Source organism: Mesorhizobium sp. M0698, from assembly GCF_040320455.1.
In the GTDB taxonomy this organism is placed as follows: domain Bacteria; phylum Pseudomonadota; class Alphaproteobacteria; order Rhizobiales; family Rhizobiaceae; genus Mesorhizobium.
The window spans coordinates 62,131-85,610 of record NZ_JAMYPQ010000005.1 but is presented as its reverse complement, the minus strand read 5'-3'; the positions used below and the strand labels follow the sequence as shown (position 1 = coordinate 85,610).

Annotated in this window: 32 protein-coding genes; 19 read left to right on the top strand and 13 right to left on the bottom strand. The window is 61.9% G+C overall.

Annotated elements, in window-relative coordinates:
* Positions 1–27 precede the first annotated feature (27 nt).
* Entirely contained in the window at positions 28–477 is a 450-nt protein-coding gene (locus NKI16_RS13435) for a DNA polymerase III subunit chi (RefSeq protein ID WP_352625021.1), read from the top strand.
* 91 nt (positions 478–568) lie between these two features.
* Positions 569–1,495 carry an aminoglycoside phosphotransferase family protein gene (locus NKI16_RS13430; RefSeq protein ID WP_352922943.1) on the top strand — a complete coding sequence of 309 codons (927 nt, stop codon included), beginning with the start codon at positions 569–571 and terminating at the stop codon, positions 1,493–1,495.
* Between the two features lie 27 nt (positions 1,496–1,522).
* Here NKI16_RS13430 and NKI16_RS13425 read toward each other — a convergent pair whose 3' ends face one another.
* Positions 1,523–1,990, bottom strand: a complete 468-nt coding sequence (locus NKI16_RS13425; protein ID WP_352454415.1) for a carboxymuconolactone decarboxylase family protein — start codon at positions 1,988–1,990, stop codon at positions 1,523–1,525.
* An 84-nt stretch (positions 1,991–2,074) separates the two neighbouring features.
* On the opposite strand from NKI16_RS13425, the gene NKI16_RS13420 reads away from it, so the two are divergent.
* The 5 genes from NKI16_RS13420 to NKI16_RS13400 all read left to right on the top strand — a co-directional run bounded on the left by NKI16_RS13420 (position 2,075) and on the right by NKI16_RS13400 (position 5,662).
* Positions 2,075–2,746, top strand: coding sequence for a TetR/AcrR family transcriptional regulator (locus tag NKI16_RS13420; protein WP_352622392.1), 672 nt, complete (start codon positions 2,075–2,077; stop codon positions 2,744–2,746).
* Positions 2,747–2,750: 4 nt separating this feature from the next.
* On the top strand, positions 2,751–3,362 hold the full coding sequence (locus NKI16_RS13415; RefSeq protein ID WP_023677686.1) for a hypothetical protein: 612 nt from the start codon (positions 2,751–2,753) through the stop codon (positions 3,360–3,362).
* On the top strand, positions 3,359–4,207 hold the full coding sequence (locus NKI16_RS13410; protein ID WP_352622390.1) for a 23S rRNA (adenine(2030)-N(6))-methyltransferase RlmJ: 849 nt from the start codon (positions 3,359–3,361) through the stop codon (positions 4,205–4,207). Before NKI16_RS13415 ends, NKI16_RS13410 begins: the two co-directional genes overlap by 4 nt.
* Before the next feature lie 124 nt (positions 4,208–4,331).
* Positions 4,332–4,784, top strand: a complete 453-nt coding sequence (locus NKI16_RS13405; protein WP_023677684.1) for a hypothetical protein — start codon at positions 4,332–4,334, stop codon at positions 4,782–4,784.
* A 125-nt stretch (positions 4,785–4,909) separates the two neighbouring features.
* Positions 4,910–5,662, top strand: coding sequence for a sulfite exporter TauE/SafE family protein (locus NKI16_RS13400; RefSeq protein ID WP_352622388.1), 753 nt, complete (start codon positions 4,910–4,912; stop codon positions 5,660–5,662).
* 145 nt (positions 5,663–5,807) lie between these two features.
* On the opposite strand, the gene NKI16_RS13395 is transcribed toward NKI16_RS13400, so the two are convergent.
* Positions 5,808–6,335 carry a TetR/AcrR family transcriptional regulator gene (locus NKI16_RS13395; RefSeq protein ID WP_352922940.1) on the bottom strand — a complete coding sequence of 176 codons (528 nt, stop codon included), beginning with the start codon at positions 6,333–6,335 and terminating at the stop codon, positions 5,808–5,810.
* 62 nt (positions 6,336–6,397) lie between these two features.
* Between NKI16_RS13395 and NKI16_RS13390 the strand changes: the two genes are divergently transcribed.
* From NKI16_RS13390 to NKI16_RS13380, 3 genes are all read left to right on the top strand, one after another.
* Complete coding sequence (locus NKI16_RS13390) at positions 6,398–6,928, top strand: DinB family protein (protein WP_352569694.1); 531 nt, start codon at positions 6,398–6,400, stop codon at positions 6,926–6,928.
* Between the two features lie 492 nt (positions 6,929–7,420).
* The gene (locus NKI16_RS13385; RefSeq protein WP_084641221.1) at positions 7,421–7,858 is read left to right on the top strand and encodes a hypothetical protein; all 438 of its coding nucleotides are present in this window, start codon (positions 7,421–7,423) and stop codon (positions 7,856–7,858) included.
* A 485-nt stretch (positions 7,859–8,343) separates the two neighbouring features.
* Positions 8,344–8,940 carry a glutathione S-transferase family protein gene (locus NKI16_RS13380; protein ID WP_352569696.1) on the top strand — a complete coding sequence of 199 codons (597 nt, stop codon included), beginning with the start codon at positions 8,344–8,346 and terminating at the stop codon, positions 8,938–8,940.
* A 78-nt stretch (positions 8,941–9,018) separates the two neighbouring features.
* Here NKI16_RS13380 and NKI16_RS13375 read toward each other — a convergent pair whose 3' ends face one another.
* Positions 9,019–9,669, bottom strand: coding sequence for an outer membrane protein (locus NKI16_RS13375; RefSeq protein WP_292662341.1), 651 nt, complete (start codon positions 9,667–9,669; stop codon positions 9,019–9,021).
* A 420-nt stretch (positions 9,670–10,089) separates the two neighbouring features.
* Here NKI16_RS13375 and NKI16_RS13370 point away from each other — a divergent pair, with 420 nt between their 5' ends.
* From NKI16_RS13370 to NKI16_RS13340, 7 genes are all read left to right on the top strand, one after another.
* On the top strand, positions 10,090–10,866 hold the full coding sequence (locus NKI16_RS13370) for an SDR family oxidoreductase (RefSeq protein ID WP_352594394.1): 777 nt from the start codon (positions 10,090–10,092) through the stop codon (positions 10,864–10,866).
* The gene (gene uvrC / locus NKI16_RS13365) at positions 10,863–12,941 is read left to right on the top strand and encodes an excinuclease ABC subunit UvrC (protein ID WP_352622386.1); all 2,079 of its coding nucleotides are present in this window, start codon (positions 10,863–10,865) and stop codon (positions 12,939–12,941) included. Before NKI16_RS13370 ends, uvrC begins: the two co-directional genes overlap by 4 nt.
* 100 nt (positions 12,942–13,041) lie before the next feature.
* Positions 13,042–13,638 carry a CDP-diacylglycerol--glycerol-3-phosphate 3-phosphatidyltransferase gene (gene pgsA / locus NKI16_RS13360; protein WP_352481786.1) on the top strand — a complete coding sequence of 199 codons (597 nt, stop codon included), beginning with the start codon at positions 13,042–13,044 and terminating at the stop codon, positions 13,636–13,638.
* A gap of 1 nt (position 13,639) precedes the next feature.
* Positions 13,640–13,897: a molybdopterin converting factor subunit 1 gene (gene moaD, locus NKI16_RS13355; RefSeq protein WP_023677674.1), complete on the top strand. Its 258-nt coding sequence runs from the start codon at positions 13,640–13,642 to the stop codon at positions 13,895–13,897.
* 3 nt (positions 13,898–13,900) lie between these two features.
* Positions 13,901–14,380 (top strand): molybdenum cofactor biosynthesis protein MoaE, encoded by a 480-nt coding sequence (locus NKI16_RS13350; protein ID WP_352622384.1) that lies wholly within the window; start codon positions 13,901–13,903, stop codon positions 14,378–14,380.
* An 85-nt stretch (positions 14,381–14,465) separates the two neighbouring features.
* Positions 14,466–15,233: a YbaY family lipoprotein gene (locus NKI16_RS13345; RefSeq protein ID WP_352622382.1), complete on the top strand. Its 768-nt coding sequence runs from the start codon at positions 14,466–14,468 to the stop codon at positions 15,231–15,233.
* A 193-nt stretch (positions 15,234–15,426) separates the two neighbouring features.
* Positions 15,427–15,696 carry a hypothetical protein gene (locus NKI16_RS13340; RefSeq protein WP_023677671.1) on the top strand — a complete coding sequence of 90 codons (270 nt, stop codon included), beginning with the start codon at positions 15,427–15,429 and terminating at the stop codon, positions 15,694–15,696.
* Positions 15,697–15,772: 76 nt separating this feature from the next.
* On the opposite strand, the gene NKI16_RS13335 is transcribed toward NKI16_RS13340, so the two are convergent.
* The 9 genes from NKI16_RS13335 to NKI16_RS13295 all read right to left on the bottom strand — a co-directional run bounded on the left by NKI16_RS13335 (position 15,773) and on the right by NKI16_RS13295 (position 22,147).
* Positions 15,773–16,381 carry a class I SAM-dependent methyltransferase gene (locus tag NKI16_RS13335; protein ID WP_352622380.1) on the bottom strand — a complete coding sequence of 203 codons (609 nt, stop codon included), beginning with the start codon at positions 16,379–16,381 and terminating at the stop codon, positions 15,773–15,775.
* 258 nt (positions 16,382–16,639) lie between these two features.
* Complete coding sequence (gene ndk, locus NKI16_RS13330; protein WP_023677669.1) at positions 16,640–17,062, bottom strand: nucleoside-diphosphate kinase; 423 nt, start codon at positions 17,060–17,062, stop codon at positions 16,640–16,642.
* A gap of 315 nt (positions 17,063–17,377) precedes the next feature.
* Positions 17,378–17,812: a hypothetical protein gene (locus NKI16_RS13325; RefSeq protein ID WP_352594399.1), complete on the bottom strand. Its 435-nt coding sequence runs from the start codon at positions 17,810–17,812 to the stop codon at positions 17,378–17,380.
* Positions 17,809–18,720, bottom strand: coding sequence for a hypothetical protein (locus tag NKI16_RS13320; protein ID WP_352622378.1), 912 nt, complete (start codon positions 18,718–18,720; stop codon positions 17,809–17,811). The genes NKI16_RS13325 and NKI16_RS13320 overlap by 4 nt, the downstream gene beginning before the upstream one ends.
* Positions 18,721–18,834: 114 nt before the next feature.
* On the bottom strand, positions 18,835–19,599 hold the full coding sequence (locus NKI16_RS13315) for a hypothetical protein (RefSeq protein WP_352594401.1): 765 nt from the start codon (positions 19,597–19,599) through the stop codon (positions 18,835–18,837).
* Between the two features lie 123 nt (positions 19,600–19,722).
* Positions 19,723–19,857 carry a hypothetical protein gene (locus tag NKI16_RS13310; protein ID WP_352594402.1) on the bottom strand — a complete coding sequence of 45 codons (135 nt, stop codon included), beginning with the start codon at positions 19,855–19,857 and terminating at the stop codon, positions 19,723–19,725.
* 178 nt (positions 19,858–20,035) lie between these two features.
* Positions 20,036–20,332: a DUF1905 domain-containing protein gene (locus tag NKI16_RS13305; RefSeq protein ID WP_023677668.1), complete on the bottom strand. Its 297-nt coding sequence runs from the start codon at positions 20,330–20,332 to the stop codon at positions 20,036–20,038.
* Positions 20,333–20,487: 155 nt separating this feature from the next.
* Entirely contained in the window at positions 20,488–21,123 is a 636-nt protein-coding gene (gene bluB, locus NKI16_RS13300) for a 5,6-dimethylbenzimidazole synthase (RefSeq protein ID WP_352622375.1), read from the bottom strand.
* Positions 21,124–21,436: 313 nt separating this feature from the next.
* Entirely contained in the window at positions 21,437–22,147 is a 711-nt protein-coding gene (locus NKI16_RS13295) for a glutathione S-transferase family protein (protein ID WP_352622373.1), read from the bottom strand.
* Between the two features lie 77 nt (positions 22,148–22,224).
* On the opposite strand from NKI16_RS13295, the gene NKI16_RS13290 reads away from it, so the two are divergent.
* Positions 22,225–22,737: a DinB family protein gene (locus NKI16_RS13290; protein ID WP_352622371.1), complete on the top strand. Its 513-nt coding sequence runs from the start codon at positions 22,225–22,227 to the stop codon at positions 22,735–22,737.
* A 14-nt stretch (positions 22,738–22,751) separates the two neighbouring features.
* Positions 22,752–23,051 carry a hypothetical protein gene (locus NKI16_RS13285; RefSeq protein WP_352594406.1) on the top strand — a complete coding sequence of 100 codons (300 nt, stop codon included), beginning with the start codon at positions 22,752–22,754 and terminating at the stop codon, positions 23,049–23,051.
* Positions 23,052–23,111: 60 nt separating this feature from the next.
* Here the strand turns inward: NKI16_RS13285 and NKI16_RS13280 are convergent, their stop codons facing one another.
* The gene (locus tag NKI16_RS13280) at positions 23,112–23,414 is read right to left on the bottom strand and encodes a DUF982 domain-containing protein (protein WP_023677662.1); all 303 of its coding nucleotides are present in this window, start codon (positions 23,412–23,414) and stop codon (positions 23,112–23,114) included.
* Between the last annotated feature and the right edge of the window lie 66 nt (positions 23,415–23,480).

Here is a 23,480-nt window from a genome sequence, read left to right as displayed (position 1 = left end):
GGGACTCCGACAATGTAGACTGAACGCATGGCCGAGATTCTGTTTTATCACCTGACCGAATCGACGCTGGAGGATGCGCTGCCCGGCCTCCTGGAGCGCAGTGTCGATCGCGGTTGGCGCGCCGTGGTGCAGACCGGCACCGAGGAACGGCGCGACGCGCTGGACCAGCATCTGTGGACTTTCCGGGACGATTCATTCCTGGCCCACGCAACGGATCGCGAAGCCCATCCCGCCGAGCAGCCGGTGCTTCTGACCGTCGGCCCCGACAATCCGAACCAGGCGCAGATACGCTTCCTGGTCGATGGGGCGGCGCCGCCGGAGCTTGGCGGCTACCAGCGCGCCGTGTTCCTGTTCGACGGCCACGATGCAGCCCAGCTAGAGGCGGCACGCACGCATTGGAAGACAATGAAGGAGGCCGGCCACACCGTGACCTACTGGCAGCAAACGCCTGACCGGCGCTGGGAACGCAAGGCTTAGAGAATTTGCCGGCAAGGGAATCACTGGCGCCGCAAGAGTGCGATGACAAAAAGATGGACCGCCGGCTATTCAGAAGACCGGAGCAAGCTCGATGCCGCCCGATGAACGAACGCCAGGCATGCCGATAGATGCCGCACTTGTTCGCCGGCTGATTGCCGCGCAGTTCCCCAAATGGGCGGACCTGCCGGTAGAGACGGTCGAGCCTGGCGGCTGGGACAACCGCACGTTCCGGCTGGGCGACAGCATGTCGGTGCGGCTGCCGAGCGCTGCCGCCTATGTCGCCCAGGTCGAGAAGGAGCATCGCTGGCTGCCCCGCCTGGCGCCTCACCTGCCTCTGCCGATACCCGTGCCGCTGGCCAAAGGCGCGCCCGGGGAAGGCTATCCATGGCCTTGGTCCGTCTATCGCTGGCTTGGCGGCAGACCGGCGGCTGGTGGACTGATTGCCGATCTTACCGAGTTCGCCCGTTCGCTGGCCGGCTTTCTGGTTGCGCTCTACCGGATCGACGCTGCCGATGGGCCACCGGCAGGGCAGCATAATTTCCACCGCGGTGGCCGGCTTTCGGTCTACGACGCCGAGACCCGAGCCGCGCTCTCGGCGCTCGGCGGCCGCATCGACAAGGCCGCCGCCGAGGCCGTGTGGGCGACGGCCCTTTCCGCGCGAAGGCAAGGGCCGCCGGTCTGGGTCCATGGCGACGTCGCCTCGGGCAATCTGCTCGTCGAAGATGGCAAGCTCTACGCGGTCGTCGATTTCGGTAGTTCGGCTATCGGCGATCCTGCCTGTGATCTGGTGATCGCGTGGACGGAATTTTACGGCGAGAGCCGTCAGGCGTTCCGCGACGCCATTGCCCTTGACGAGCACAGCTGGGCGCGCGCACGGGGCTGGGCGTTGTGGAAGGCGCTGATCGTCGCTTCGGGACATGACGGCAACCAGCGCGAGGCGGAAAAATCGTGGCGGGTCATCAATGAGGTGCTGGCGGATCACACAAACAGTCGGAGCGGGAAGGCTAATTCAGTCTGAACGCGTCCCGCTCTAATAACGAAAGCATTACTGCCCGCCCATCTCCTTCCTGAACGTATCGAAATCGACCTGCATGCCGTTGAAGATGGTGCTCCAATGGCGGGTCAGCGCTGAAACGGCGACCGCCTCCTGGATCTCCTCGTCGGTGGCGCCGGCGCGCTTGGCGTCCTGCGTGTCCGACCAGATACAGTAGTTGCACGGGATTTGCGCCGCCACCGCCAGCGAGATCAGCGACTTGACCTTCGGCGGCAGCGCCGTCTTGTCGCTGAGCTGGATGGCCTTGACCTCGGCCCATGCACCGGGCAGACCGGCTTTCGGGAACTGCTTTACGAAACCGGGCACCCCGCCCATGGTCGACTGGATGTCCTTGACGGTCGCGTCATACTCATCGGCATAAGAAGGAGCTGCAGCCAGGGTCAGCACACAGGTGGCGGCGAGCAGGCAGGCGCGGCGGATGGAAGAATGCGTTGATGAAAGAGTACGATAGGCAGACATGACATTCTCCTCTGGCGTTTGTTTGCCTTACGGTGTAAGGTAATGTCAAAATGAACCTTACAGCGTAAGTTGTCAAGCGGCACCATGGACACATCGATCAAAAAAAAGCGACTGCGCGGCCGGCTGTCTTGCGAGATGATCGAGGATGCGGCTTTGAAGGTTATCGAGAGCGAGGGCCTCGCCGGGTTTTCGATGCGCAAGCTGGCGGCAGAACTCGGCTGCGAAGCCATGAGCATCTATCACCACTTTCCTTCGGTGGCGCATCTCTTCGAAGCCTTGGTGGATCGGCTGATCGGCTCCCTCGAAATGCCCGACGCGGACCTCCCTTGGCGACAAAGGTTACGCATTGCCGTGCAGGATTTCCGCCGCGTCGCGCGTGAGCACCCGGCCTTTGCCACGTTCCTTGTAACCTACCGGATGAATTCGCCGACGTGTCTCACTTGGCTGAACGGCATCCTTGGCCTGTTCGAGGCCGGCGGCTTCCGACCGGAACTGGGTGCGCGGCTGTTCCGCACCACCGGCTATTATCTGATGGGTGCCATCCTCGACGAGACTGCCGGCTATGCAAAGGGGCCTTCGGCCGTGAGCACCGTCAGCGATGAGCAACTGGCGCAGGATTTTCCAAAAGTAGCTGCGGCGGGGCGTTATTTCGGCACCGCCGAATTCGACCGGACGTTTGATCTCGGCCTTGACATGCTCCTGGACGAAATGGAGCGCGCCCGCGACGGCGCCAACGCGCCGAATACCGGGTCTTGACCTCATGCGCTCTCTGTTCGCCCTGATCCTGCTCATCGGTACCGGCATCGGCGTCGTCTACCCCTGGGCGATGACCAACTTCTCCGGCCGTGAGATCGGCACCTGGCGGGTGTATGACCAGGGCCGGTTCAAGCCGGTGACGGTACCCCTGAGCGCACGCGACGGGCCGCTACGCGTGCTGGTCGATCTTACGGCAAGAGCCGAGCGCATCGTCTCGCAGCAGCGCACTGTGTTGACCCTCACTGCCGCCACCGGCGGCAGGACGGTGCTCGCCTCGACGCTGCAGTTCAATCACTCCGACAATCCGCGCCAGGTCAGCCCGCAACTGCCGGACAGGATCTTTCGCGACGAGGCCGGCCTGATCCCGACCGTTACCCCTGGTTCCTACATCTTCACCGTCGGTCCGGGCGACGCCGAAGGCATTCCGATGCGGGCCGTCGATCTCGTCCTGCGCTCGGGTGCCGGCGAGGTCGACCGCCGGGCGCGCCCGGTCGGTTTTTCCCTGATGGCGGCCGGCCTGGTCGGGCTGGTGCTGGCATTCCGTTTCGGCGGCCGCCGGCCGGAAAATCCAAACTCGCAGCCGCCACCGCCGCGCTGGGGCAGGGGCTCCAATTGAACTATCGCCACGCCTACCATGCCGGGAACTTCGCCGATGTCGTCAAGCATGTCGTGCTCAGTCGGCTGATCGAATATCTGAAGCAGAAGGACAAGGCGTTTCGGGTCATCGACACCCATGCCGGGATCGGTCGCTACGATCTGTCCTCGACCGAAGCGCAAAAGACCGGCGAATGGCAAGGCGGCATCGGCCGGCTCGTCGATGCGGCCCTCGATGCGCCGGCGGCGGCACTGCTGTCACCGTATCTTGAAGCCGTAAATTCGCTCAATCCGGACGGCGGCGTGAAAAAATACCCGGGTTCGCCGCTGATCGCCCGGCACCTGATGCGCAAGCAGGACCGGCTGTCGGCAGTCGAACTGCACCCTAAGGATGTCGTCAGGCTGAAGGCGCTGTTCGACGGTGACTTCCAGACCCGGGTGATCGAGCTCGACGGCTGGCTGGCGCTCGGCGCGCATCTGCCGCCAAAGGAAAAGCGCGGCCTCGTGCTCATCGATCCGCCTTTCGAGGAAGAGGGCGAGTTCGGTCGCTTGGTCGACGGGCTGCAAAGAGCCCATCGGCGCTGGCCAGGAGGGATTTACGCGCTGTGGTATCCGCTCAAGGACCGCAGGGCGGTCGCCGCCTTCCGCAAGGCGCTGAAGCAGACGGGCATTTCGAAGCTGCTCGACATCGGTTTTGAGATCAGGCCGGACGCCGTCGAGCCGAGCCTCGACGGCTGCGGCATGGTGGTGGTCAATCCGCCCTTCACGCTGGAAGGCGAGTTACGGACGCTGCTGCCGGCGCTGCACCGGCTGCTTGCACTTGAGCAGCCGTCGCATTGGACGCTGGACTGGCTGGCGGGAGAGTAGTTTGAGGCGCGGCCCTGCCGTTCCGTCAGCGCAACCATCGTCACCACAACCACGGTCGCTACAACCGCTTGACCGCGCGTCAGCGAATCCGCACAGTGCACGCAGTCGACCTTGAGAGGCTGCCATGACTCGCTTCGCCCAATCCGCCCTTGCCGCACTGCTCGCCTTTTGCACGCCGCTGGCCGCGCCTCTTGGCGTCACCCAGGCAGTCCAGGCGGCCGACCTTGCAATCTATACCGACGAGGATAGCGGCGTCTGCGGCGAGGCCTGGGTGCTGAACAAGATCACCGACCGCTTCTCCTATCAGGTGCATCACGTGCCGCATCTGCCCGATGTGCAGATCGTCGACTTCCAGCGCATCCACCAGCATCGCTATCTGCCGGCCGACGACACCTGGCCGATCGGCCGCCGTTATTGCGGCGCCACCGTCAGCCTCTCCGACGGCGGCGCCCGCACCATCTGGTACCTGATCGAGGAAGGCCAGGGTTTTGCCTCGATCGGCGACAATGTCGAATTCTGCGTCTCGGGCTTCGACCGCTGGATGGTCTACAACGGCCGCTGCCGCGTCCTGCGCTGATCGCGCACTCGCTGATTCCGACTTTTTAGCACCGGCCACCTGATCGACCGTCACCGTTTCCATGCGGCGCAGCATTCGCGGGAAGCGCGATCTGCTGTCACGAGTTTGCGGGGAAACAGCACCACATGGATTCGCTTGTTTATACTGTTGCTCTCGGCGCGGTCGTTGCAGGCTTCGTCCAGGGGCTTTCCGGGTTCGCTTTCAGCCTGGTTGCCATGTCGATTTGGGTTTGGACCGTGGAGCCCCAGCTTGCTGCTGCCATGGCGGTCTTTGGGGCGCTCACCGGTCAGATCATCGCTGCCGTCACCGTCCGCCGGGGTTTCGATCTCAGGCTTCTGCTGCCCTTCCTGATCGGCGGGACCATAGGGATTCCGGTCGGTGTCGCCATCCTGCCCTTGCTGGATGTGCAGTTGTTCAAGCTGGTCTTCGGCGCGCTGCTGGTCGTTTGGTGTCCCTTGATGCTCTTTGCGCGTCGCCTCCCTCCCATCACGGTCGGGGGTCCTGTTGCAGACGGTGCAATAGGTCTGGTCGGCGGCATCATGGGTGGACTTGGCGGCTTCACCGGCCCGGTTCCAACGCTGTGGTGCGTGCTGCGCCAATGGGAAAAGGACAGGCAGCGTATTGTCATCCAGAATTTCAACCTTGTGACCCTCTCCATGACGATGGCCGCCTATCTTGCGGCCGGAAAGATCAAGCTCGAAATGCTGCCGATGTTTGCCGTCGTCGCGCCGGCGATGTTGATACCGACACTCCTTGGCGCGAGACTCTACATCGGCGTTAGCGAGGCGACTTTTCGAAAGATCGTCCTCACACTCTTGGCCGCATCAGGTGCGGCATTGTTGGCATCGTCCTTGCCGCACCTCATAAGCCGGGTTTGAACGACACACAGAAATCCCGACTTCCGCCGTGCCATGCGCTATCGACCGATGCGGCCTGCTCCCGATAGGTAGGCGCAGATCAGGTCGACGAGTTGCTTTTGCAGCTCCGGCGCGGCGAGCATGTTCCGGCGTGCCGCATTGTGGATCACACCTCGATCGCTGACGACAGCACGCGCGCCACGGTCTGCATGTCGGCGCCTTTCCTTGGCTTGCGATAAGTGGCGACAGCAGTCGCATAGTGATTGAGGTATTGCGCCTGGAACGAAGCATGGGCGGCCCTGGAGCCGCGATCGCCCGGCGTCTCGTCGAGCAGCACCTGGTGTAGTGTCGGGTGAATGCTGTGCGCCGCGATCATGCCGCGCACCAGCTCCTGCGCGAATTTCCTGAGCGGCTTTTGGTCTTCCGCCGAATCGCGAATGACCGACAGCACATGATCGAAGTGACGGCGCCGGACGGCAGCGAGCAGGGAAAGCTTGTCGGGAAAATACTGGTAGAGCGTGCCGATGCTTACACCTGCTGTCTCGGCAACCTTGTTGGTGGTGAAGCCGGCCCACCCCAGCCCGCTCAGAACATGAGCCGCCGCCTCGATGATCGCCTCGACGGTTGCTCTGGAACGCGCCTGGCGCGGCTGTTTGCGCATGCGCGGATGCGGTTTTGCAATGCGAGTAGACACGTTCGCCCATTCTCCTGAAAATATAAACAACATACTCGCATTTCCGGAAAAGGACACCGACCATGAATGCGCTCGCTCTGCTTCGCAGCCTGTTTGCCTATCAGGCCTGGGCCAATGACGAACTGCTGGAAAAGCTCGCGAGTCTCGACCCGCATGTTCACGGCAAGGAACGGCAGGCCGTGATACGGCTCGTCGATCACAGCCATGTGGTGTCGCGGATATTCTCGGCGCACCTGGTTGACGCAAGCCATGGCTACTCCGCCGACACCACCGAGGACACGCCGGCGTTCGACGAACTTCGCGCCGCGGTCGCAGCGACCGATCGCTGGTATCTCGATTATCTCGAAACCGTTTCGTCGCGGCAGCTGTCCGAGCCCGTCGCATTCGTGTTCACCGACGGGGATAAGGCATTGATGTCGCGACAGGAAATGCTGACCCACGTCGTACTGCACGGCGGCTATCATCGCGGTGAAGCGGGGCGCATCCTGGCGCAGATTTCGGTCATGCCGCCATGGGATACCTTCGCCGTCCATCTCCACAGGGCCGAGCCTTCGCGCCGGCTGCAGATAGGCCGTGAGCCGCTCGGCGCCTGAACGGCCAAGCGCTTTCGATCACGGTCGGCTCGACCGGATCTATCGACGGATATCCTGTCCTTCAGAAATGCGAGCTGTCTGCTTACTTTCATCGCGTCGTGCAAGATAGTGCAGCGGCGTGCTCGTCGCGTTGCTTCCTACTTACCTGTAGTTTATCGTTTCGGACAAGACGAGGCGGGCGACCGCCTTCGCTCTTGACAATGTTCGCGCCGAGCGTCGGACGTTGAAGCGCAAAGCTGGTCGAACAGGTCATGAGCTTGACGAGAAGACCGGTCGAGATAGAGCGACCAGAATTTCTGTCGCAGAACTTCGCTGCGGGACACAAAGATTCGCAGCCGATTTTTGCGCGGGTAAAATGGTCGCGCGCTCGCCGTAACCGAAACTTAAGCTACAAAAATCATTCTAATGCTTCGCTGGCTAGCAAGCCGCGAGTCAGATATGCAATGCGCGCCGGGTCAATAACGGCCGTCGGCACAACGGAAGGGGCATGATATGGCTAAGCAGTCATCCAAAGCGCCGGCATCCAAGGCACCGGCAAAGTCACCGGCAAAGAAAGCACCGGCAAAAGCAGCCGCGGCAAAGGCCGCAACTGCTGTGAAGAAAGCAGCACCCGCGGCCAAAGCGAAGGCCGCTGCGCCTAAGGCAAAAGCAGCGCCGGCCAAAAAGCCGGCCGCCAAGGCCGCGGCAAAACCAGCCGTGAAGAAAGCAGCACCGGCCAAGGCAAAAGCAGCACCGGCCAAGGCCAAGGCTGCACCGGCAAAGAAGGCGGCACCGGCCAAGAAGCCGGCTGCAAAGGCCGCGGCGAAGCCCGCTGCGAAGAAGGCAGCACCGGCAAAGGCCGCCGCTGCGAAATCTTCTGCAGCAGTGAAGAAAGCAGCGCCCGCGGCCAAGCCGAAGGCAGCGCCCGCAAAGGCGAAGGCCAAGAAGTAGTCGCGGTCCTGCTGTCGCAGGGGACAGTACTCAAGACAGCCAGGGCGGGATGCCGGACAGGCGCCTCGCTTCTTGGTTGACAGTCGGGCAGGACCAGAAAGAGGCGGGAGGAAGACGTCTTTTCGCAGCTCCCAGGACTTCGCCATGCGGCGAAGTCCGGTGGGATATTCGTGGCTGCCAAAACCAACCTTCGGTGCAAGGCCGAGTTGGTAGTTGCTCGGATCTGGATTGTCCGACCTGCTCGCGTCTGCCGCCGCACCTCCGGCTCATCGCATCCGAACGCGAGACTATGGCTGCACGCTGGCGGCGCGGTTTTCCGCCTCTGGCCGTTGATGAACCCTGCATGATCGGTCAACAGTGCCACGCACGAGCCCCTGTCGGAATCGATTTTCGGTAAGGGTCATGCGCGAAGTCACAATGCTACCGCGTCCTTTTGCGCGTCCAACAGGACGTATGGAGCTGTAGCCGACAAACAGGAATCGACAATGCCCAGACTGCTCTACGCGTCTACTTCCCCCTATAGTTCCAAGGTGCGCATGGCAGCACTTCATGCCCGCATTGCGGTCGATCTCGTGCCGATAAAGACCGAGGAAAGGCCGGCCGAACTGATCGGCGCCAATCCGCTCGGCAAGATCCCGGTGCTGGTGCTCGATGACGGCCGCTCGGTCCACGACAGCCGCGCCATCACCCAGCATCTCAACCGGATGTCGAAGAACGCATTGTTTCCGCGCAATCCCGACAAGCGCCTTGAGGCGGAGGTGCTGGAGGCATTGGCCGACGGCATCTGCGACTGCGCGCTGTCGATGGTCTATGAGCGGCGCACACGGCCGGAAGAGATGGTCTACCAGCCTTGGCTCGAGCGCCAGTGGACGAAGATTTCGGCCGCGCTCGATCTGCTCAACGCGAACCCGCCGAAGCTGCCGAAGAAAATCACCCTCGGCCAGATCGCACTGCGCGCCTGCCTCGGCTATCTCTCGCTGCGCTTCGCTGGAAAATGGGAAAAGGGCCGCGGCCGGCTGACGCGCTGGGCGGCACGCTTCGACGAGAAATTCCCGGAGCTGAAGCCCGCCATCCCGGCTTGAGGACAAGCGGTCTCAACCGATGCCAACAAAAAAAGCCGGGCGCGAGGCCCGGCTTTTTCGTGTCGTGGCTTGGACGACTTAGAACTTCATACCGACGCCGAAGGTGACGCGATTGTCGGTCGACTTGACCTTGCCGATACCGTCGAAGTCCTTCCTGCCGAAGTCCGTGTAACGATACTCGACACGGCCGAACACATTGTCGGTGATCTTGATGTCGGTACCCACGCCGGCTGTCCAGCCAAACTGGGTGTTGGTGTCGCTGACGCCGGCCGCTTCTATCTTCTGGTTCTTCAGCGCGCCACCGGCGGTGCCGTAGAGCAGGATGTCCGGGGTGACAGCGTAGCCGAGACGGGCACGCAGCGAACCCTCGAAGCCGCCCTTGGCCTCGATGCCGGCATCGTCGCCCTTGACGCCGTTATAGCCGATATCGGCTTCGGCACCGTAGACGAAGTTCTCCTGCTGCCAGTTGTAGCCGCCGAAGACGCCGCCGACAAAACCCTTGGTGTCAACGTCGACGCCAATGTCTTTGGCTTTGGCATGGCCAGCGAAGCCGTAGCCGACGCTCACACCGGCATAGGGACCGGCCCAGGATGCGACCGGAAGTTCTGCGATCGGGGCAGGTGCCGGCGGCTCTTCCTGAACCACGTCCGCGGCATAGGCGGTTCCGCCGAGGGCGAACAGCCCAAACGCCACCGCGAGCGGTCGCGCAAATTTAAGATTGGCTTGCATTGTTCTTTACTCCTTAAGCCACAGGACACAGGCTTGTTTTTTCATGAGCGCCCTCAACCCGTCCGGGGGGTGAAACGGATCCGGCGTTCAACGGTTCCAAATGTCGTGTCGAAATGCGGCTGAAGCGAACCTGAACTTGGGTCATTACCTGGCACGAATGAGGCAGAACCTTGACGTTGCATCTTCGCAACAGCGAATGTCAGCAGGTTCGCCGTGCTGCACTGCACACGGCTTGGTGTAAGGGCTCCAGCGCCCTATATTGCGGGCGGGCTGGCCCGAATTCCGGTCGAGCCAAAACGCCCACCGGCCACTTTGCCACAATCCTGCCCCAGGTGGAAATGGGATTTAACGCTTGGCGGGCCATAATTTGCCGGCGCGATCCCGGCAGGTCGGAATCGGCATCGGATTAAGGATTGACAGATGAGCAAGGTCGCCGCGACGGCACTGGTGACGGGCGGGGCGAAGCGGATCGGCAGGGCGATCGTCGAAGATCTTGCCGCGCATGGTTTTGCCGTCGCCATTCATTGCAATCGCTCGCTGGCCGAGGCGGAGGAACTGGCGGCCCAGATCACCAGTGGTCATTTTGGTCGACATGGCCGGGCCGCAGTGATTGCTGCCGACCTGACCGAGATGGACGCCGTCGGCGACCTGGTCGGTCGCGCGGCGGCGGCGCTCGGGCCGGTGTCGCTGCTGGTCAACAACGCCTCGCTGTTCGAGCACGACAGCGTTGAGGATTTCGACTGGCCGGCCTGGGATCGCCATTTCGCCATGCATGTCAAGGCGCCGGCGCTGTTGGCGCAGACTTTCGCCCGGGCCTTGCCGCAGAACAGTGAGGGGCTGATCGTCAACATGATCGATCAGCGCGTCTGGCGACCGACGCCGCGTTATTTTTCCTATGCGCTGTCGAAGTCGACCTTGTGGGCGGCGACCGAGATGATGGCGCAGGCGCTGGGTCCCCGCATCCGTGTCAACGCCATTGGTCCTGGCCCGACCTTGAAGAACACGCGCCAGCACGACAGCGATTTCGATGCCCAGATTGCCGGGCTGATCCTGAAACGCGGCCCGGAATTGCCGGAATTCGGTGCCACTATCCGTTATCTCTGGGCGGCACGCTCGGTCACCGGCCAGATGATCGCGCTTGACGGCGGCCAGCATCTTGCATGGCAGACGCCCGATGTGACAGGCATGACGGAATGAGCCCCATGGACCAGAAACAAAAAACGCGCGGTGGCGCCGACGACCTGCCGCCCGAAATCGACCTCGAGGACGAGGCGGCCGAGGAAGTCGTCGAGCCTGCAGCCAGCGGTCCGGACGTTACCTTCACCGCCATCGACTGGACCCCGCATGCCGGCGACGCCGACGGCATGGTCGGCGCCGAGGTGATCCAGACGCTGGTAAAGCGGCTGCCCAATGCGCCCGGCGTCTACCGCATGATGAATGCCGCCGGCGACGTGCTCTATGTCGGCAAGGCACGCAGCCTGAAGAAGCGGGTCACCAGCTACGCGCAAGGCCGGTTCCACACCAGCCGCATCGGCCGCATGGTGCGCGAGACGTCGACCATGGAGTTCGTCGTCACCCGTACCGAGATCGAAGCGCTGCTGCTTGAAGCCAACCTCATCAAGCGCTTGCGGCCACGCTTCAACGTGCTGATGCGCGACGACAAGTCGTTCCCCTATATCCTATTGACCGGCGATCATGTCTCGCCCGGTATTTACAAGCACCGCGGCGCGCGCTCGCGCAAGGGCGATTATTTCGGCCCCTTCGCCTCGGCCGGCGCAGTTGGCCGTACCATCAACTCGCTGCAGCGCGCCTTCCTGCTCAGGAGCTGCACCGACTCCTTCTACGAGAACCGCACCCGGCCTTGCCTTTTGTTCCAGATCAAGCGCTGCGCCGGCCCGTGCACCGGCGAAATCTCGCACGGCGACTATGCAAGGCTTGTCGCCGAGGCGAAGGATTTTCTCTCCGGCCGCAGCCAGAAGGTGAAGACGGAGATCTCCGCCGCCATGCAGCAGGCTTCGGAGAACCTCGATTTCGAACGCGCCGCCATCTATCGCGATCGGCTGGCGGCGCTGTCGCATGTGCAGAGCCATCAAGGCATCAATCCGCAGACCGTCGACGAGGCCGATGTCTTCGCCATCCATCAGGAGGGCGGCCAGGTCTGCATCCAGGTGTTCTTCTTCCGCACCGGCCAGAACTGGGGCAACCGCGCCTATTTTCCCAAGGCCGATCCGGCGCTCGAAGCCGGCGAGGTGCTGGGATCGTTCCTGGCGCAGTTCTACGACGACAAGCCGACGCCGCGCACCATCCTGTTGTCGCATGGCGTCGAGGACCAGGACTTGCTGGCGGAGGCCCTCTCCACCCGCGCCGGCCGCAAGGTGTCGATCTCCGTGCCGCAGCGCGGCGAGAAGAAGGACCTGACCGACAACGCGCGGCAGAACGCGCGCGAGGCGCTCGGCCGGCGGCTCGCCGAAACCTCGACCCAGGCGCGGCTGCTCACTGGCTTTGCCGAGACCTTCGGCGTGGAAAAACCGCCGGTGCGCATCGAGGTCTATGACAACTCGCACATCATGGGCACCAACGCCGTCGGCGCCATGGTCGTCGCCGGGCCGGAAGGTTTTGTGAAGAACCAGTATCGAAAGTTCAACATCCGCTCGACCGAGATCACGCCGGGCGACGATTTCGGCATGATGCGCGAGGTGATGCAGCGGCGCTTCTCGCGGCTGTTGAAGGAACATGGCGATGCCCCGCAAACCGAGGGCGCGGACGAGGCGGGCCCTACCGGACCGGGCGACGATATCGAGGACGCCGGCGGCTTCCCCGCCTGGCCCGACGTCATCCTCATCGACGGCGGCCAAGGGCAGATGACGGCGGTGCGCAAGATCCTCGCCGATCTCGGCATCGAGGACCGCGTCGTGGCCATCGGCATCGCCAAGGGTCAGGACCGTGATGCAGGCCGCGAACGCTTCTTCGTCAAGGGCAAGGCCCCATTCTCGCTGCCCGTACGCGATCCGGTCCTCTATTTCGTCCAGCGGCTGCGCGACGAGGTCCATCGTTTCGCCATCGGTTCGCACCGCGCCCGCCGCAAGAAGGAGATGGTCAAGAGCCCGCTCGACGAGATCAGCGGCATCGGCCCCGGCCGCAAGCGCGCGCTGCTGATGCATTTTGGTACGGCCAAGGCGGTCAGCCGCGCCGCCGTCGAGGACCTGGTCAAGGTCGACGGCATTTCCGAGCAGGTGGCGAAATTGGTCTACAATCATTTTCACGAGAGCTAAGACGTATTGCCGACATTTCGGCTGGCTAATCGATTCTGGCCTGTTGACCCCCCACATTCGCTTCTGATTTGACTAAGCAGGCAGAAAGAGTTCCCAAAACATGGCTCAGCGCGCATTCAACCTGCCCAACATGCTCACTTATGCCCGCATCCTGGCGGTGCCGCTGGTGGTGCTGTGCTTCTTCCTGGAAGGCCATCTGAAATCGAGCGACTTCGCGCGCTGGTCGGCGCTCATCATTTTCCTGCTCGCCTCGATCACCGATTACTTCGACGGCTATCTGGCGCGCGCCTGGCAGCAGACCTCCAACATCGGCAAGATGCTCGACCCGATCGCCGACAAGCTGCTGGTCGCCACTTGCCTGCTGCTGCTTGCCGCCGACACCGACCGCCATGCCGGCATCGCCGGCTGGTCGCTATGGGCGGCGATCATCATCCTGTGCCGCGAGATCCTGGTCTCGGGCCTGCGCGAATATCTGGCGGCCCTGAAGGTTTCGGTGCCGGTGACGCAGTTGGCCAAATGGAAGACCACCATCCAGATGATCGCCATCGCCTTCCTGCTTGCAGGTCCCGCCGGCGACAAGATCTTCCCGCTGACCACCCAGACCGGGCTGGTGCTGCTGTGGATCGCAGCCCTGGTGACGCTCTACACCGGCTACGACTATTTCCGCGCCGGCCTCAAGCACATCATGGATGAATAAAATGTCGACCAAGCTCATCTATTTCGCCTGGGTGCGCGAGCGGATCGGCAGACCGGAGGAAGAGGTCGAACTGCCGGCCGGCATCGAAACGGTCGCCGACCTGTTGCGCTGGCTGAAATCGCGCGGCGAAGAGTACGAGAACGCGCTGCAATATCCTGACGTGATCCGCGTCGCCATCAATCAGGAACATGTCGAGCACCGCGAGAAGATTGCCGGCGCGCGCGAGATCGCGCTGTTCCCGCCGATGACCGGTGGCTGAACCATGTCCGCGGTGGTGCCGGTCGTGCGCATCCAGGCGGAGGATTTCGACGTCGCCGCCGAGATCGCCAGGCTGACCAGGGGTCGCAACGACATCGGCGCTGTGGTGACCTTCTCCGGCCTTTGCCGCGACGAGCAAGGCAGGCTCTCCGCGCTCGAGCTCGAACATTATCCCGGCATGGCGGAAGCCGAGATATCCCGCATCGCCGGCGAGGCAATCGAGCGCTGGCCACTGCAGGGGCTCACCGCGATCCATCGCCACGGCAAGATCGCGCCCGGCGAAAACATCGTGCTGGTAGTGGCGGCTTCCGCCCACCGGCAGGCGGCGTTCGAGGCCGCGAATTTCCTGATGGACTATTTGAAATCACGGGCGCCGTTCTGGAAAAAGGAACACCATAGCGACGGTTCCGAAGGCGGCTGGGTCGACGCCAAGGAGGCAGACGACAAGGCGGCGAGCCGCTGGAAGCAGCCGCCGTCCAAATAAATCCCTGCGACAGCCATCCCATACCCGGCCAGCCATTCATTGACCGCAATCCTGCGAGACCCTTCGCCGGAAGGGGAGCAGGATCATGCTGGACAGGATTGCCGAGTTCTTCATCTTCGGACTGGTGCCGCTGGCCGTCGGCATCCTGGCCATTCCGGATCATTCCGCGGCTGCCGAAAAGACCCTCAAGGGCGAGGTGATGTATCGCGAGCGCATCGCGCTGCCGCCCAATGCCGTGCTTTCCGTGCAGCTTGCCGACGTGTCGCTGGCCGACGCGCCGGCCGCAATCATCGGTGAGCGCAAGGTGGTGCCGGCCGGCCAGGTGCCGATCAAGTTCGAGATCAGCTTCGATCCGCAGGTGATCCGGCCTGATATGACCTACGCGCTGCAGGCGCGCATCACTGTCGACGACCGGCTGCTGTTCGTCACAGATGCGCGCCACCAGGTCGACCCGCTCAGCGACGCGCCACAGACCATCATGCTGAAAATGGCGGCGCCGAGCGATGCGCCGGCGGCAGCTTCGGTGTTCGGCCAAAGCTGGCTGGTCGAATATATCGACGGTGTCGGCGTGATTGCCGAGCCGCGGGCGACATTCCGGATCAGCGAAGCCGGCAAGGCCGGCGGCAGCGGCCCTTGCAACGTCTATTTCGCCACTGCCAAGGTAGACGGCTCGATGATCGCCATCAGCGACATCGGCTCGACCTTCAAGGCCTGCGCGCCTCAGGTCATGGCCGAGGAAAAGGCGCTGTTCGAGGCGCTGGCCAAAGCGGCATCCTACCACGTCGACGCCGGCAAGCTTGTCATCATTGACAGCGGCGGCCGCGACATTCTGCGCTTCAACGCCGCGAGCTAGCGCATCACCCAAGCCGATTACTCTCTGCGGCAGCTGCATGCCGATCACATTGTGTTTCAGCGGGAATAGGCCGGGCAGAGGGCGCGTTAGTTCCACATAAGATGGCGGGTAAGGCAAAAGGGACGTTGTCCCTTCGTTGAAGCCGCCAGAATGGCTGCGGCTCGTTCTGGCCTTAACTCAAAGGAGTCCAGACATGAAAACGCACACGCTTATCCTTGCCGCCACCGGTGCATCGCTCCTTGCCTTTACCGGCCTTGCCAAGGCGGACGACCATCTCGTCAATGCTCTTGACCACGGTCTCAAAGCGGACAGCCAACCGTTCCAGACCAACAAGGCCGGCCATAGCGGCGATCTCGCACCGGGGCAGGGCAGCCCGTTTTCAGGTGAAGAGACCAAGACCCCGTCCACCGACACGGAAGCGGCGAACGAACATGCGAACGTGAAGGAACGCGAGGCGAAATAGACTGACAGAACCCGCCGCTAGGGGGCGGCGGGCGACATGTATCGGGCGACGACGCCGCATCTCATGCGATATTTCGTCAATTCGTCGCGAGTTTGAATACCGCGCCGTAGTGATAGGGCGGCAAATCAACCAGCTCGGCGAGCTTGAACCCGCTCGCTTCCACCGACGCGGTGGTCTGTTCGGGTGACAGCCTCAGCTCGGTCTTTGGCCCGCGCGGCTCGCCCAGGACCGTGGTCTGCTCGCGCGGATACTGGTGCCAGTTGACGATGGCAAAACGACCGGCAGGGCCAAGCGTCGCGCGCACGGCGCGGGCAAGCCGCGGCCGATCCGGAACGCCGTGGAAAGCGTTGGCGATAAAGACGAAGTCGACGGCTTGAGGCACCAGCCTGGCAAGTTCATAGGCGTCGCCCGCCAAAAACTCGCAATTGCCCGCGCCTCCTTCGGCCAGCCGCCGCCTGGCGACTTCGAGCAGATCGGCATCAATGTCGATGGCGATCACATGACGGGCGACCCTGGCGATTGGCAACGTGAACCAGCCGTCGCCGCAGCAGAGATCGACCACGTCCATGCCGGGCTTCATTCCCACCGCCGTCAACACCCCGGCAGGGTCGGGCCACAACGCTTCCCACCAGCCGCCGGTCGGCATTTCGGTGCCTTGGAAGAAACCGGGAATGGTGCTGGTCATGGCCTGGTCGGCTCCATTGTCGGGACCGCGTTTGATCCGCCCCTCCGAGCTTAACGCACCCGTAACCCGTCGAGGAGCCTGAAGCTGAAAATGTCCGCCACTGCATGTCGCGCAAAAGTGTGCAGCGGTTTTGCGATAACGACATGCATCAAGACAAGAAACCTAAAGCGCGTCGCAGGAGGCCGGTCGAACGCGACGCGCTTTAGCAAAAAAGGCCGGCGTTGCGCCGGCCTCTTTTATGGGGTTCGGGATGCCGGCTCAGCCGACGATCTCGGTGTCCGAGAACCAGTATTTGATCTCCTGCGCGGCGGTTTCCGGCGCATCGGAACCATGCACGGAATTCTCGCCGATCGACAGCGCGTGCAGCTTGCGGATGGTGCCTTCGGCTGCGCTTGCCGGATTGGTGGCGCCCATCACTTCGCGGTTCTTGGCAATGGCGTTCTCGCCTTCCAGCACCTGCACGACTGTCGGGCCCGACGACATGGACTCGACCAGCTCGCCGAAGAACGGACGCTCCTTGTGGACGGCATAGAAACCTTCCGCCTCGCGGCGGCTCATCCACACCCGGCGCGAAGCGACGACGCGCAGGCCGGCATCTTCCAGTATCTTGGTGATAGCGCCGGTGAGATTGCGACGGGTCGCGTCCGGCTTGATCATGGAAAAGGTGCGTTCGAGCGCCATGAGATCGTCCTTGTGATGGAGAGTGGAAATGAGGGTGGCGGGCTCTATACAAGCCGCCCGCCGCCTTGCCAAGGGGAGGCCGGCGCGATGGTTCCTCCTCCCCCGATAGCCCCGAACACGTTCGTGCACGCTGGTGGCGCGAGAACGTGGCGCATATGGGCCGGTCGGAGGTACCCGAGCTGACCGGCGTGTCAGTTCCCCGCATTGCCGATTTCGAAACCGGCGAGAATCGGACGACGAAGACGCCGATCGCCGAGGCGACCATGCGGCGCTACCGTATGGCCTGTGCGGCAGTCACGCTCAGGCCGGCTTATGTTAGCCAGAGCGAACAGAACGTGATTCCGCAGGGATGGAAAACGCGTACAAGGCAGCGAAGGTGACTGTCATTATAGCCACCACAACGAAGACCCAGCCGCAAAGGTCCCACATTGAGGTAATCATGCTCTGAACGACCCTGCTGCGCGGCCAGGAAAGGAACAAGCGCGATCCGTAGCAAACGAGGGCGAGCACGAGTGTCATCACCAGCAGGTTTTTAGTTGTCCGCAGCTTGTAGGAGCCATCCCACGATTTTCCGATAAGAACGACCACAATCGAAAGGAACACGGAGAGAGCGAGTGCCGTATTGACGAGCGCGTGCGGTACGTCCGGGCGCAGGATAGCGGTGCCTTTGAATAGGTTAACCCATGGTTCTGCAAACGTCAGCGCGATGCTGGGCGTTATACTGAATATGAATTCAAAAGCCTTTTTCACTGCTCAGGCCCGAACATCGGCATAGGAATGGAACCAACAACGCGGTTATCAGAGGAGATAAACTCATAGAAAGCTGTAGCAGGAACCAAATTCGTATTAGAATTGAAAACCGTAAATACAATATTGCCTTTAGATCCGAGCGGTGTAATTTCCTTATTATAGTCGAAAAAAGCTTTATAATACGATTCTGGTGCTGTCACAAATATTGGCCGCACTCGGATAGCGTCAGGGTTTCCGTCGGGTCTGTCTTTGTATTTTTGCGCGCTGTACGTGAAGAAACTTTCGAACGCACCATCGATCGGGGAGATTCCGATCACCCCATTGATTTCAAGCATAGTCTCGCGGGGCTTGTCCGGATTGCTTGGAAAAAACACCCGCACCTGGTCACTGTAGCCGTCCTCCGGTATGCCGGGCTTGGCCAACTCAGGACCGCCCAAGGTGTTTGCTACAGTACACGGGTTGTCTTTGGCGTTTTCGTCTTCGTCAGCGGCCGAGCCTATGAACTGGGCCCCCGCGTAGTCACCGAGATTGCCATATTTGATGCAGCCGTTGACCGGCCTAGGATTGAGATCGTTGCTCATCCGCCGTTCGGTTGCCACATCATCTGAGGGTACATATGTGCCCGTTGGGCCGGCGACATGCCAAGTGACAAGTAGGTCGGAATCGCGATCAAAATTCCCAACACAGGACACGTATCGGCGCAGCTTGCCGCTTTCCTCGACCCACGAGTTGGTGACAAAATTGAAGTTGCCGACATGGTGCTCTTGTCGGGTTTCGCCTGTAGGGCAGTCTGCTGCATTAGACGGCGACGCAAATAAGACAAGCGACCCCAGTAGTAGAGCTAAGGTTGTATGTTGGATGATTTGCATTAATCCCCCCAAAATACTGAGTTCGCCAGCGAACTCCATCAGTCAACTCGAAGTGCGGAAGATATTCAAGGGATCGTTTGACGTCGCCCGTGTCTGGCATAGAACGACGGCATGACGAGCATTCTTGACCGATTCAGAAAACCAAATGTCCGACTATTCACCTCTCTCACATTCGCTCATAATGAAGTCGAGCGAATGTACCAAAACGTCAAATGCTGCAAGCCTAAGGATCTCTAGATGCCGCGGGGAAGCTCCCTCTCTAGCCTCACTCATCCGGTCCAACATCTGTTTCAGTACTTTGAAGCCATCCGGTGTCTGACAGTACAGTTTTCGATCAGGGAACTTCTGCTTAGCTGTCCTGTATTCATTCGAGGCCGACCATACCCTCTCACTGATAGCCGGAAAAGTGTATGAATTCGTTGAGAGCTTTATGAACATGCTTGAATCGGCTTCTTTGCCACGAAATATCAGAGCACGCGATCCGACCGCTGGATACATTCGCTCAAAGCCCTCGATCTGAGCGTCAATAAGTTTGTCGTATTCGCCTGTGGCCATGATCTTGGTCTGCTCGCCGATGAACTTGGCCGTTTTCTGCGCCTCCTCAGCCTGGCCCTTAGCGACGTCACGGTTTAGCTCAAACTCCCGCCTCGTTAGCTTCAGTTCCCTTCGCTGAAGGGCCAACTCTTGGGATTGGACCATGGTGGCAATAAATAGCCAAAGGAATGCGAGAGGCGCGAACATCCCGGCCATCGCGTCCGCGAATTCATTCAGCTGCAAGCCGGATTTGATTTGAACGAGGCTTTCTGGACCTGATCTGAGGATCACCCACCCTACAGCCCCGAAATAGATGGCCGTGAAGAAAAACCCGATCCGAACCCAGCTGAAAGCTTTACCCTCATCGCGGTCAACCACTTCCATTTAGCCCCACCACGGTCAGCTCTTTGCTGGCCCTTGCCCCGCCTCCTACTACGTATAGCACCTTGACATCATCGATGTCGAAACTCGTGTTTCGTGTAGTACTCTAGTTGAGAAACGTACAAATCAGGCAACGACATCGGCCAATGAGGGAGAGCGATAGCGCTTGAAGTCCTTGCTGATGAGAACGTTGTTCACTCGACCGCCGACGAGATCCAGCGACAGTTGCCGGTCATCGTGGCCGAGGCTTGCGGCCGTCATCGATGCGCACAACGATAAGTGCCAGGCCGATCGCTTCTAGCCACAGCCGCAGCGTCATCGGGCCATGCCGCCGCTCATCTTTTTGTTGAGCATCGGATTTTCCAAAAACCGGTACTCACTTTGGATCCGACCGACTGGCCGCCCTATAGCGCGTCGTCGTCAGCCTGACCCAACGTCGTCATAACTGCATCTCGATCGTCAGGTTGGCCGTGTCGCCAGCCCCGAGGCCTTCGCGGACCCGCACCGCGGTCTTGATCGGCAAGAGCAGGCTGCCGGATTTCTTGTCGGGAAACAGCGATGTCCGCCATCTGGTCTGGCCGATGACGGCTTCCACGCCGAGCGAGCCCCAGGGCCGTGCCAGCCCCGTCATCGCCGTCTTGATCCATGCTCCAGGCTCCGGCGGCAGCGTCACGAAATGCCAGCCGCCCTTGCCCGGATAGACCCAGATCTCGGCCTGCACGTCGCAGCGAAACATTCAATGCCCTTCCTCAGATCAAGGCCGTCACGACTGGCATTGCCATGGTGTCTTGCTGGCAATGATGACGATCGGCGAAACCATCCCTGACGTCCACAGCCCTGCAGGGAGGAGTCATTCTTCCCCGCAAAGAGGATGGCAGCGCCGCCGTTGCACTACCGCCTTATCACGATCGAAGCGCGCCGGACCTCCCAGCCTTCCCGTTCCAGTTCCGGCACGCTGTGTTCCTCCGAGGGATAGCCGACGCAGAAATAGCCGATCAGCGTCCACTCCGCCGGCACGTCCATGATCGTCGCCACCTCGGCCGGATCGAGGATCGAGACCCAGCCCATGCCTATTCCTTCGGCGCGCGCCGCCAGCCACATCGTGTGGACCGCCATGACAGCGGAATAGTCTATGGTGGCTGGCATGGTCAGGCGGCCGAGCCCATGCCCTTGCTCGGTTGCGCGGTCGGCGAAAACCGCAAGCTGGCAGGGCGCCTCATTCAGGCCGGCAAGCTTCAGGCGCGAATACAGGGCGGCGCGTTCACCGCAAAAGCTTTGGAGTGCCTCCGCGTTGCAGCGCTCGAAGCAGGCCCTGACGGCGGCGCGGCATGCTTCGCTCTCGGCGACGACGAAGCGCCAGGGCTGGCTCAGCCCGACGGACGGTGCGGCGCTGGCAAGCTCGAGCAGCCGCTCCAGCGCTCCATCGGGGAGCGGCGTCGGCTTGAATCGCCTGACGTCGCGCCGCCACAGGAAGAGGTTGGCGAGCGCAGCGCGAAAATCGGCCGGGAAATCTGGGTTTGCGATCATGGCGCGCTGCCTTTGTTGTGATTGCCCGGTTCGCCGGATGTTCGTCTTGTTTGCTTCGATCCAGGCGCTGATGAGGCGCTTCAAGCGACACTTCGTCTACCCGCATTGTCGCATTTCGCCGGCTGGCAACTTGCAGCTAAGGCCGGACGACGTCCCTGCCGGTAACGCCGTTGGACCTCGATCGGCAAAACAAAACCCGCCTCGGCAGGCCGGGCGGGCGTCGGTGCGAATCATCACCATATCGAGATTAGTAGCATAGCTGCCGGCACAAAGCAAGAACAAAATGTGCCGCCGCCGATGAAAACTGCCGATTTCAACTCTCAAGGCGGGAGATCGCTGCGGCCGCAACCGTGCGGCCGAGGCCGCCATGCAGATCGAGGCATCGTTCGAACCATTGCGCCACGACATCGCCGTCGTCGAGCAGCCGGTAGGGCGTGGCGATGCGCGCCCATTGCAGCGCGCCGAAAACGATGTAGTCGGCAAACAGCGGCGACGGGCCGCCGATGAAGGGCTGATAGCCAAGCATCGAGCGGAGCGGCTCCAGCGAGGCGCGGAAGCCGGCGAGCCCGGCGTCGCGGGTGGCGTAAACCGCCTCCAGGGGCTTGCCGAAGCGCTGCTCGCGGTTCTGCCGGAAATAGGCGGCGTTCGCCTCGTCCTGCATGGCGTGCAGGTCCAGTATCGCAGCGGTGGTGACGTAGGGATGGATGGTCAGCTGCGACCAGCGTTCGATGAAGCGCGCCGTCGCCTTGCCGCCGTCGCCGGAAAACAATGTCGGGCGCTCAGGATAGGCCTCCTCGAGATAGAGCGCGATAGCGAAGGAATCGGCGACCACCGTCTCGCCGTCGCGGATCACCGGAACGAGCTTCGAGACGCCGCCTTCCACCTTCGGCACTTCGAGGAAACGGGTCGGCTCGCTGGCGATGTCGAGCCCTTTGTGGGCCAGCGCCATCGCCGCCTTCCAGCAATGTGGGCTGAATGGGCGGGCGGCGTCGCGTCCGACAAGGTCATAGAGCAGAATGGTCATTGGCGGCAGCGTCCTTGCAGTCTAACTATGGCCGAAACAGACCCGCGCGAAACAGGGTCTCGCAGGTCGAGAGAAGAATGAAACAGCATTTCAGGATGTTTGCGGCCTACAATCAATGGGCTAACGGCCGCATCTACGATGCCGCCGCCGATCTCGATGAGGAAGAGTTCGACCGCAATATCGGCGTCTTCTTCGGTTCGATGATGGGAACGCTCAACCACCTCCTGGCAGCCGACCGTATCTGGATGAAACGCTTCACCGGCGAGGGCGACGCGCCGGCAAGGCTCGACACGATCCTGCACCGCGCCTTGTCAGGCTTGCGGCTGGCGCGCGAGGCCGAGGACAAACGGATCATCGACTGGGTCGACGGCCTGAGCGACAAGGCGCTGTCGGGCCGCTTCTCCTACATGACCGTCTCGGATATGCGCACCGTCTCGCAGCGGCTGGCGCCGGCGCTCGACCACTTCTTCAACCACCAGACCCACCACCGCGGCCAGGCGCATGCGATCCTGACCATCCTGGGCAAGCCAAGCCTCGGACTGGACCTGACGATGTTCCAGCGCAGCGAGGAGGGCAGGGCTTTCGCCTGAACCTGGGGCGGCTGGTGACGCGGACGGTGGATAGAGGACGATCTGCCGAGATTGCAAAACGCGCCAAAACATTTTATGGAGCGGACGGTCGTGAGGGCGGCCGCTTCAGCAGCATTCAGCAGCAACAGCGAGAATTGGCACGCATGCCCAATGAACCCTTGCGCCTTGTGGCGTTCTTCGCCGTGGTCCTGGCGCTTCTCAACTCCGGTTATTATTTCCACCAGGGCGACATTGTCGCGACCATCTATTTCATGATCGGCGCCATTCTTGTGACCGCGGTCACCCGGATGAGCATCAGAAGGCAGCTGATTTAGGATCCGCCGGGCCAGCACTGATGACCGGAATCCGGCCGGCCATGATGACGAAGAGTCTTGTCAGGCGGCGTAGCCGCCGAGGCCCCGGGCGACCGGCTTGACCGAGACTGCCGGCTGGGCGGCCGGCCAGAGGATGCCTGCCGTCACGGCGAAGGTGATCAGGGCGTCGCGTGCCGCTTCGGCCGAGATATCGCCGGCACGTGCCGCCTCGCAGGCCTTTACCGCGGCGCCATAGCTCAGCCGGCGGCGCGAAGGCGGGAACTCGGTCAGGAATTCGTGCATCTCGGAGAACGAAGCGATCGTACGCTTGTAGCCGGCGCCAACAGTTAGGGCGACCGGGGTGGAAAACGTCCTGTCGTGCATTCTGGCCTCTCGAATGGGCGGAGGTCACGGCGGACGCCGTTCTCCGGTCTGGGGGTCGGGCAGAAA

Coding starts and splice junctions, on each gene's coding strand:
- NKI16_RS13310 (WP_352594402.1), bottom strand. CDS start 19,857: ATGACGGCCGCAAGCCTCGGCCACGATGACCGGCAACTGTCGCTGGAT.
- NKI16_RS13340 (WP_023677671.1), top strand. CDS start 15,427: ATGAAAACGCACACGCTTATCCTTGCCGCCACCGGTGCATCGCTCCTT.
- NKI16_RS13295 (WP_352622373.1), bottom strand. CDS start 22,147: ATGACCATTCTGCTCTATGACCTTGTCGGACGCGACGCCGCCCGCCCA.
- NKI16_RS13405 (WP_023677684.1), top strand. CDS start 4,332: ATGACTCGCTTCGCCCAATCCGCCCTTGCCGCACTGCTCGCCTTTTGC.
- NKI16_RS13390 (WP_352569694.1), top strand. CDS start 6,398: ATGAATGCGCTCGCTCTGCTTCGCAGCCTGTTTGCCTATCAGGCCTGG.
- NKI16_RS13345 (WP_352622382.1), top strand. CDS start 14,466: ATGCTGGACAGGATTGCCGAGTTCTTCATCTTCGGACTGGTGCCGCTG.
- NKI16_RS13380 (WP_352569696.1), top strand. CDS start 8,344: ATGCCCAGACTGCTCTACGCGTCTACTTCCCCCTATAGTTCCAAGGTG.
- NKI16_RS13305 (WP_023677668.1), bottom strand. CDS start 20,332: ATGTTTCGCTGCGACGTGCAGGCCGAGATCTGGGTCTATCCGGGCAAG.
- NKI16_RS13420 (WP_352622392.1), top strand. CDS start 2,075: ATGGACACATCGATCAAAAAAAAGCGACTGCGCGGCCGGCTGTCTTGC.
- NKI16_RS13375 (WP_292662341.1), bottom strand. CDS start 9,669: ATGCAAGCCAATCTTAAATTTGCGCGACCGCTCGCGGTGGCGTTTGGG.
- NKI16_RS13280 (WP_023677662.1), bottom strand. CDS start 23,414: ATGCACGACAGGACGTTTTCCACCCCGGTCGCCCTAACTGTTGGCGCC.
- NKI16_RS13425 (WP_352454415.1), bottom strand. CDS start 1,990: ATGTCTGCCTATCGTACTCTTTCATCAACGCATTCTTCCATCCGCCGC.
- bluB (WP_352622375.1), bottom strand. CDS start 21,123: ATGATCGCAAACCCAGATTTCCCGGCCGATTTTCGCGCTGCGCTCGCC.
- NKI16_RS13430 (WP_352922943.1), top strand. CDS start 569: ATGCCGCCCGATGAACGAACGCCAGGCATGCCGATAGATGCCGCACTT.
- NKI16_RS13320 (WP_352622378.1), bottom strand. CDS start 18,720: ATGGAGTTCGCTGGCGAACTCAGTATTTTGGGGGGATTAATGCAAATC.
- NKI16_RS13290 (WP_352622371.1), top strand. CDS start 22,225: ATGAAACAGCATTTCAGGATGTTTGCGGCCTACAATCAATGGGCTAAC.
- pgsA (WP_352481786.1), top strand. CDS start 13,042: ATGGCTCAGCGCGCATTCAACCTGCCCAACATGCTCACTTATGCCCGC.
- NKI16_RS13370 (WP_352594394.1), top strand. CDS start 10,090: ATGAGCAAGGTCGCCGCGACGGCACTGGTGACGGGCGGGGCGAAGCGG.
- uvrC (WP_352622386.1), top strand. CDS start 10,863: ATGAGCCCCATGGACCAGAAACAAAAAACGCGCGGTGGCGCCGACGAC.
- NKI16_RS13385 (WP_084641221.1), top strand. CDS start 7,421: ATGGCTAAGCAGTCATCCAAAGCGCCGGCATCCAAGGCACCGGCAAAG.
- moaD (WP_023677674.1), top strand. CDS start 13,640: ATGTCGACCAAGCTCATCTATTTCGCCTGGGTGCGCGAGCGGATCGGC.
- NKI16_RS13400 (WP_352622388.1), top strand. CDS start 4,910: ATGGATTCGCTTGTTTATACTGTTGCTCTCGGCGCGGTCGTTGCAGGC.
- NKI16_RS13435 (WP_352625021.1), top strand. CDS start 28: ATGGCCGAGATTCTGTTTTATCACCTGACCGAATCGACGCTGGAGGAT.
- NKI16_RS13415 (WP_023677686.1), top strand. CDS start 2,751: ATGCGCTCTCTGTTCGCCCTGATCCTGCTCATCGGTACCGGCATCGGC.
- ndk (WP_023677669.1), bottom strand. CDS start 17,062: ATGGCGCTCGAACGCACCTTTTCCATGATCAAGCCGGACGCGACCCGT.
- NKI16_RS13350 (WP_352622384.1), top strand. CDS start 13,901: ATGTCCGCGGTGGTGCCGGTCGTGCGCATCCAGGCGGAGGATTTCGAC.
- NKI16_RS13335 (WP_352622380.1), bottom strand. CDS start 16,381: ATGACCAGCACCATTCCCGGTTTCTTCCAAGGCACCGAAATGCCGACC.
- NKI16_RS13315 (WP_352594401.1), bottom strand. CDS start 19,599: ATGGAAGTGGTTGACCGCGATGAGGGTAAAGCTTTCAGCTGGGTTCGG.